This is a genomic window from Acetatifactor sp. (assembly GCF_982438285.1).
On the sequence record NZ_CEWDFQ010000135.1, the window covers coordinates 1 to 7,718 of the forward strand.

At 41.8% G+C, this 7,718-nt stretch carries 8 protein-coding genes, 1 tRNA gene and 1 pseudogene; all 10 read right to left on the reverse strand.

Going from position 1 to position 7,718, the window contains the following annotated elements; genetic code table 11:
* Positions 1-49 precede the first annotated feature (49 nt).
* Positions 50-346 carry a type II toxin-antitoxin system RelE/ParE family toxin gene (locus tag AC1WIP_RS08205; protein WP_481141390.1) on the reverse strand — a complete coding sequence of 99 codons (297 nt, stop codon included), beginning with the start codon at positions 344-346 and terminating at the stop codon, positions 50-52.
* Positions 343-723 carry an AbrB/MazE/SpoVT family DNA-binding domain-containing protein gene (locus AC1WIP_RS08210; protein WP_481141391.1) on the reverse strand — a complete coding sequence of 127 codons (381 nt, stop codon included), beginning with the start codon at positions 721-723 and terminating at the stop codon, positions 343-345. The genes AC1WIP_RS08205 and AC1WIP_RS08210 overlap by 4 nt, the downstream gene beginning before the upstream one ends.
* Positions 724-1,164: 441 nt before the next feature.
* Positions 1,165-2,379 (reverse strand): ATP-binding protein, encoded by a 1,215-nt coding sequence (locus AC1WIP_RS08215; RefSeq protein ID WP_481141392.1) that lies wholly within the window; start codon positions 2,377-2,379, stop codon positions 1,165-1,167.
* A gap of 291 nt (positions 2,380-2,670) precedes the next feature.
* Positions 2,671-2,744 (reverse strand) — tRNA-Arg (locus AC1WIP_RS08220).
* Positions 2,745-2,803: 59 nt separating this feature from the next.
* Positions 2,804-3,679 carry a DUF3881 family protein gene (locus tag AC1WIP_RS08225; protein WP_481141397.1) on the reverse strand — a complete coding sequence of 292 codons (876 nt, stop codon included), beginning with the start codon at positions 3,677-3,679 and terminating at the stop codon, positions 2,804-2,806.
* A 57-nt stretch (positions 3,680-3,736) separates the two neighbouring features.
* Complete coding sequence (locus tag AC1WIP_RS08230) at positions 3,737-4,405, reverse strand: hypothetical protein (RefSeq protein ID WP_481141393.1); 669 nt, start codon at positions 4,403-4,405, stop codon at positions 3,737-3,739.
* Positions 4,406-4,465: 60 nt separating this feature from the next.
* On the reverse strand, positions 4,466-5,755 hold the full coding sequence (serS, locus tag AC1WIP_RS08235; protein ID WP_481141394.1) for a serine--tRNA ligase: 1,290 nt from the start codon (positions 5,753-5,755) through the stop codon (positions 4,466-4,468).
* A gap of 57 nt (positions 5,756-5,812) precedes the next feature.
* Entirely contained in the window at positions 5,813-6,865 is a 1,053-nt protein-coding gene (locus AC1WIP_RS08240; protein ID WP_481141395.1) for an HD-GYP domain-containing protein, read from the reverse strand.
* Complete coding sequence (locus AC1WIP_RS08245) at positions 6,866-7,396, reverse strand: DUF4446 family protein (protein WP_481141396.1); 531 nt, start codon at positions 7,394-7,396, stop codon at positions 6,866-6,868.
* Between the two features lie 37 nt (positions 7,397-7,433).
* A pseudogene (locus AC1WIP_RS08250) lies at positions 7,434-7,718 on the reverse strand (hypothetical protein); the annotation flags it as partial.

Below are 7,718 nucleotides of genomic sequence, written 5' to 3' on the forward strand. Positions count from 1 at the left end.
TTTTTACTTCTCTTTCTGTTTCAGTCATTAAAGTGCTTCCTCTTGGAAATTACTTATTTTTCATATATTGTTTCAACTGTTCATAAAAATTTTCTCGGGTTCCGGCCATAATTACAACAATAACCTTGTCCTCCAGATATGCAACAGTATATGCCAATTCATAATTTGTCTTATTGTAGTAAATATCATATCCATATACACCGGATAAATCACCTGTCTTTGACTCTCCCACCAAATGATTTTCACAAATTTTGTCTACAGCTTCCTGATACAGCGTTTTCAATCTTTTATCCTTCAGTTTCTTAAGAAATTTCGCCGCAGGAGGAAGAAATCTTACCTCCGTCATTCTTCCTCCTCCGCTCCAAAGACATCCTCATAAGTAGCAAACTCTGATTTTGAACCGGCAACCTGTTCTGCCTCAGCAAGCATTTCTTCCACTGCCGGACGAATTTCTTTCTGTGCAATTTTAAACCGTGCAAGTAAATCATCACCACTATATCCCTGTGCTATCAAATCTGCTAATATCTGCTCTGCAAACTCCCCGCCTGAATTTGTCTTTGCCGGACGAATTACCAGTTCATTACCTCTCACCATACATTCTGCTTCTGTATCAAATCCCAGCATAGTAAAGAACTTTTGAGGAATCGTGATCTGTCGCTTCGCAGAGATACTGACTTTCTTTATTTCCATAGGAACACTGCCTTTCTTTATTGCTGCTGGCATTCTCATGCCCTCCCTTCGTATGATATACAAGCTAAAACAGCTTATTCAAAATTGTTTCTTTGTTTCTTTGTTTCCAAGATTATTATATGAATATTTTAAATTTTTGTCAAATATATAATGTTGTCCATAGTGATTGCCAGAAATCCTTTTCCAAATGCGAATAAGCCTAAAACGAGCTATAAGAAAAGGGACATATCACTGATGCAGACATAGCAAATGACGATGCTCATCTGAATATGGAGCAGGAGCTTGCCCGTGTTCTGGTGCTGACACTTCCAAATGGAGACCTGTACAAAACCATGTCATTAACAAAGAATTTACAAAGCTGAAGGAGAAAGCTGATCTGCCTTATGTTGTATTCCATTTGCTCAGACATTCAAGCAACATGATTCGTATTTTTTTCATTCATTTTCTGCCTGGCACGAAAGGGCGGATGGCGTATCAGTTCCATTCCTCCTGCAGCAGAAAGTCCCGGATATTGCGGTGCTTGATCCCGTTGCGGCTCATATCAAATTCATCCAGGGTGATGACGTACTTAGGAAAGTTGTCGCGGATACGGTCATAGACGCCAAACTCCCGCCGGGTAGTATCTTCCGAGGCCAGCAGGTAAGCCACCTGGATATATAGCTTGTTCCCCTGATCCTCACATACGAAGTCAATCTCCTTGTCACCTGCCTTGCCAACGGTAACGGTGTACCCCCGGCGCAGGAGCTCCATGTAGACGATGTTTTCCAGCACCAGGTTGATATCCTTCATGTTGCCTCCGAACACGGCTTCCCGGATACCATGATCGGCCACATAGTATTTTTCATTCACGGTGAGTATCTTCCTGCCCTGCAGGTCCTGCCGCTTCACCTGGTAGAACAGAAAGGCGTTGGTGCAGGCCTTGATGTAACTCAGCACTGTCTCCGGGGATACGGACCGTCCCTCGCTTTTCAGATACTTGGAAATGGCGGTGGAGGAAAATGTGGTGCCAATGTTGGAGGTCACATAGGCAATGATCCGTTCCAGCATATCCACATCCCGGATGTTGTTTCTCTTGACGATATCTTTGAGTTCCACGGAGTTGAACAGGTCCCGCAAATACTGGCGGCTGGCCGTTTCGTCATAGCGCAGATTGGACAGATAGGGCATACCGCCCGCGGTCAGATACTTGCTGAAGCACTGGCGGTTATCTGTATTCGGGTAGACAGTGTGGTACAGCTCGATAAATTCCGCAAAGGAGAAGGGATAGACCACAAATTCCACATACCGTCCAACCAGATAGGTCGCCAATTCGCCGGAAAGCAGTTTTGCATTGGAACCGGTGATGTAAATATCACAGTCCAGTTCCACGCGAAAAGAATTGATACATTTTTCCCAGGCGTCCACCTCCTGTATTTCGTCAAAGAAAAGATAGACCTTGCCTTTGATTTCCGAAGCCCGGCGGATGATTTCATCATGGAGCGCCACGGCGGTACAGAGATGGGCGTTGCTCATATTCTCAAAGTTGATAGAGATGAACTGGCTGCTGTCCACACCGGAGGCGCATAGTTCCTCTTTAATCAGGTCCAGCATGACTGACTTGCCGCTTCGGCGGATACCAGTCAGGACTTTTACCAGGTCGTTTCCGATGAAAGGACGGATACGGCTCATATAGGTTTCCCGTTTAATCATATTGATCTGCCTCCCTTCTTGGGTTGTTTTTATAATATCACGGATATACTGGATTTTCAATCAACATAAATGATTTTTAACGGTTATAACTGATAAAACTTATATTTCGACATAGATTGACAGCTGAAATAGAAAGACTAACTATTAAAAGTCAAGTCTAAAATGAACATTTTATGAATGTTTTGCTTTTTTTTCCCTCGGTGTGAGGCAGATGCCATTCGGAATTTTTAAAGACAAAAAAGAAAGCATTGAAAAATCTAAGGATAAATCCTTTATTTTCAATGCTTCCAACGTCCCCGAGACGACTTGAACGTCCGACCTATCGCTTAGGAGGCGATCGCTCTATCCAACTGAGCTACGAGGACATTTATGAAAACCTGCTGATAAGCAGGAATCCAAACTTATTCAATTTTCCTCCGGCCCGCTACAGATCCTCCGGAAAATTAATTTTCCCCTGCAGCCAGATAATTCCCTTGAACCGTCTGCCAACCTGGGGTTCTCCAAACAAGTCTATTATATTAATACAAACGTCAAATGTCAATTCATTACAGCAAATTCTTAAAATATAAATTTTTTCCCCAGTGACATCATTGGAAGCCTCCTGCATGGAAACGATCTCTCCCAATATGGAATATTGATCGCATTCCACCCCATAAGGCATAAAATAGGTATCTACCAGGCTGAATACATCTTCCTTTTGAATCTTGCGGGAAATGGTGGTGTACATATCCATGTCCTCCAGGGTCAGAGTCTCAATAGCGTCCTCATCTCCCTTTCTGGCCGCCGCCAGAAGATTATTCCTGTTGGCAGAATTTTTCTTGACTCTCAGCTTCTGCTCCTCATCCTTTTGTATGGGCATCATAATACTGCCGCTTACGGAAAGAGCCGAAAGAGTCAGGGTGGTTCCTCTGATGGGAAGCTTTCCCGTAGTCTGTGCCTTTACATAAGGAATTCTGTTTTTCAGGTAAAAAATCAGGGATATCCCAACCTTGACGTCATCGCACACGCCGGCATAAGAATCCTTAGCCGCATGGCGCTCCACAGAGACATCCTCACGGGTTGTAATTCCGGTGCCGTTCAAATAGGGAAAATAATAGTCGTAAATAAATTTATCCTCCTCGTCAAATTCACCGCAGACTGTCACTCCCACGGAACCGGCAAAATTTTTGCTGAATTCTCCCAGCATAATTCCTTCCTGATTTAAAGTATATGCACGTTGATCGGAATTCATAATGACATCCGTCAACAAATTTCTTATTTTTTTACGGTCAGAATAATTACTGAATCCGATAGCACGCATATATCTATGCAAATCTTCACCTTCTCTCCCGATTTTACATTTTCATTTTACAAGGTATCAGGTATAATCCACAATTCTTCCCTGTAAAACGCCTTGTACATCTACATAGTACTTACTGAAATCATTGCCGTCCACATAGACACGGACTTCGCTGCCTGAAGTGATTACCGGCTCAGGATTTGTCCATATATTTTCACTTTTGAAGCGATAAATCATATCCTTGTAATCATCCCGATAGCTGCAGTAAACCACGTAGGGATGTGATCCATTTACAGAATAGCTGGTATTATAGCAGATTTTTTCCACCGTGGCAAAAACAAAATGTCCAGCCTCCAACAATCTTTTTTTCTTCTGGTTCCTTCTGGCAAAAAGGATCAGCGCAATGATGCAGATCAACAGAAAAATGCACCCAATCCCCACAAAGATACCTCCCATCAAAATATTGATTGTTCCTGTGGACACATTGTAAGGATCATCCGGCTGTACCAGCAGAGTAATCTCTTTTCCTTCATACATTCCGCTGCTGTATTCCCGAAGATTTACATTCTCATATGTTTTTCCGCCATAGGAATAGGTCACATACACTCTATGAGATATATCTCCATCTATATCCCGATAGCTCTCAATTTGAGTAATTTCAGCGCTGACCTTTACCGCTTCTTCCTGAAATCGTATGCTGGACGCCAGCAATATGATACCGATTATGAAGAAAATAAATCCTACCACTGCTAAAATGCCAAAAAACAATTTTAATACAATATTATTTTTTTTCATATGTGTTGTAATTTATTTTTGAGAAGGATATACTTTATCCTTTCCTCCCATATAGGGACGCAGCGCTTCCGGTATGCTGATACTGCCGTCCTGATTTACATTGTTTTCCAAAAATGCAATTAATCCTCTGGGCGATGCCAGAACAGTATTGTTCAAGGTATGCACAAAATAAGTTCCATTCTCTCCCTTGGTGCGGATGCCAAGCCGTCTTGCCTGAGCATCTCCAAGAGTAGAGCAGGAGCCTACTTCGAAATATTTTTTCTGTCTGGGACTCCATGCCTCCACATCACAGGATTTCACCTTCAGGTCTGCCAAATCGCCGCTGCAGCATTCCAGAGTGCGCACGGGTATATCCAGACTGCGAAAAAATTCTACCGTGTAGGTCCACATTTTATTGTACCAATCCATAGATTCTTCCGGTCTGCACAATACTACCATCTCTTGCTTTTCAAACTGATGTACCCGGTACACTCCTCTTTCTTCAATGCCGTGAGAGCCTACTTCCTTTCTAAAACAAGGAGAATAGGATGTCATGGTGATGGGAAGGCTTGCTTCCTTTACAATCTGTCCTTTAAATTTTCCAATCATGGAATGCTCGGAGGTGCCGATCAAATACAAATCCTCCCCTTCGATTTTATACATCATGGCTTCCATCTCGGCAAAGCTCATCACACCATTTACCACGCTGCTGCGGATCATAAAAGGGGGAATACAATAAGTGAATCCCTTATCAATCATAAAATCCCTGGCATAGCTTATCATGGCAGAATGAATTCTGGCAGCGTCTCCCATCAGGTAATAAAAGCCGTTTCCGCTGGTGCGCCCTGCGCTCTCCTTATCCAAGCCATTTATGCTGTCCAAAATGTCCGCATGGTAGGGCACCTCAAAATCAGGCACAAGGGGCTCCCCAAATTTTTCTATTTCCACATTTTCACTATCGTCCCTGCCGATAGGAACAGAAGCATCTATTATATTGGGAATCACCATCATAATTTTTGTGATCTTCTCCTGAAGCTGCGCCTCTTTCTCCTCCAGCTGGGCAAGTCTCTGTGCTCCTGCTGTCACCTGGGCTTTTTTTTCTTCTGCCTCTTCCTTTTTCCCCTGTGCCATCAAAGCGCCGATTTCCTTGGATATTTTATTGCGGGAAGCACGCAGGTCATCTGCCTCCTGCTTTACCTTCCTGCTCTCTGCATCCAGCTGGATCACTTCATCCACCATGGGAATTTTGGAATCCTGAAATTTCTTCCTAATATTTTCCTTCACAACCTCAGGGTTTTCTCTGAGAAATTTAATGTCTATCATAGCTTCCTCCCTTTTATCGGTTTTTAATCTAACTAGGTACTTGTCGCAAACGCCTATTTAATCCAATGCTTTTTCAATATAAATATTGTGTACCTTGACGAGGTCCTTAATCAATACACCCTCTACATCATTTCCTGCTTTATCCTTTATAATGCGCAACACTGGTCTCTCATGGAAATTTTTGTTTTGAGACAAAACTACTCCCACTTCTCCTTCGTTGGTTAGAACATGTGTTCCCGATGGATATACTGCCGTGAAGCCCAGGAAAGTGTCTACAATTTCAGCATCAAATAAAATATCTTTATAATTTTTTAAATATTCGATAGCCTCATACACCTTTACTCTTTTACAGCCAATTCCGCATATCATTTCGTCGAAAGCGTCGCATACATTTACAATTCTGCATTCAAATGGAATCTCTCTGATCCGTAAAGGGAAACCAGAGCCATCCAGTCTCTCATGATGATACAATACAATATTTTTGCTGATTTTTGAAATCCAGTCTTCCGTCTTTAAATTACTGAAGCCATATACAGGATGCTTTTTATATTCTGCAATCTGCTGTTTTTTCATGGATTCCAAAGCAATATCATTGAAATCCACTGTAATATATCTGAGCCCTATGTCGTGAAGCAGACAGCCTACGCCGATTTCATGAATCATACTTTTGTCTGCCTTAAGCTTCAGCGCCGTAAGAATGGCAAAGGTACATACACTGATAGAGTGCTCATAGAGATCAGAGCTTCTCTCCTTGATGTCAAAAACCTTTTCTATGACCTGATCTTCTTCTAAAATACTGGAAATAATTCGATCCGTCTCTAAACTTAATTCTTCCAGTTCCTGATTATGATGATAGGTATGTCTCTCCAAAATATCCCGGACCTTTGATTTAATATTTTCCTCGGTCTCTGAGCGCAGAATGACCAGCTCGCCCTCCTCCATTTTTTCTTCCTTCACGTATACATAGAAAATCCCAAGCTCTATGATCTTATCAATATATTCCTTTTTCAGTTTCGCCCCTTCCGGAAGCATAATCTGATAATCCCATGTCATAATGGGTTTTGCTAAAATTTCTCCACCCTTAAGTTCGTCAATTCTTTTTAATTCCATTTATACTTCCCCCATTGCCATTGACAATGCTTCCTCTTCTTCCTTGCCAAGAGAAATAGAGCTTTCCCCTCCTTTTATTTCTTTGGTATAGGAATAGCAGCCTTCTGTGCTGTGAACAGAATTGATAATAAATCCATTATTATTCTCATCAAGCAGTGCCAGGCAGAAGCTTAACTGTCCTCCCATTTGATTGAATGCGTCGTATTTTACCAGGCCCATTTTCTGAAATGCAGATTCCATATTTCTATATAGGGTACGGATATCCTTCTTATTCTTTTCTGCAATTTCTTTTAAGCTTTTATTGTCCTCAAATAACGCTGCGATATCCTGCTCCAGGCTGCCTCCATCCTTTCCCGTCAAAAACTGATCCAGCCTCTTTTTCATTTTTCTGATTTTTCTTAAAAGGGTAACAGATATCACAATAAATATTAGAAGAAGGACTGCCAGTATAGCCATTCCAATCAACAGATATCCCAAATCAAACGCGCCCAGTCCTATCTGATTTAAAAAATTACTGTAATTTGCACTCATTTTATCCGATTTCAATTTCTCCTCTGTACTTTATTTATTACTTCCCGATCATTTCAAGCAGCCTGTCCAAATCTTCATGGCTGTAAAATTCAATTTCAATTTTTCCTGCTCCCTCACCCTTTGCGGATACGATCACTTTTGTGCTGAGCTTTTGCTTTAGCTTTTCCTCTATATCCAGATAGATGGCCTGCAGCGCTTTATCATCCATTTTTTTCTGCTTGGCAGGCTTATGTAGATTTTTTACCAGCTTTTCCACATCTCTGACACTGAGCTTTTCATCAAAAATTTTTACCTCTTTACACCGTTTACCGAGCATTTCATC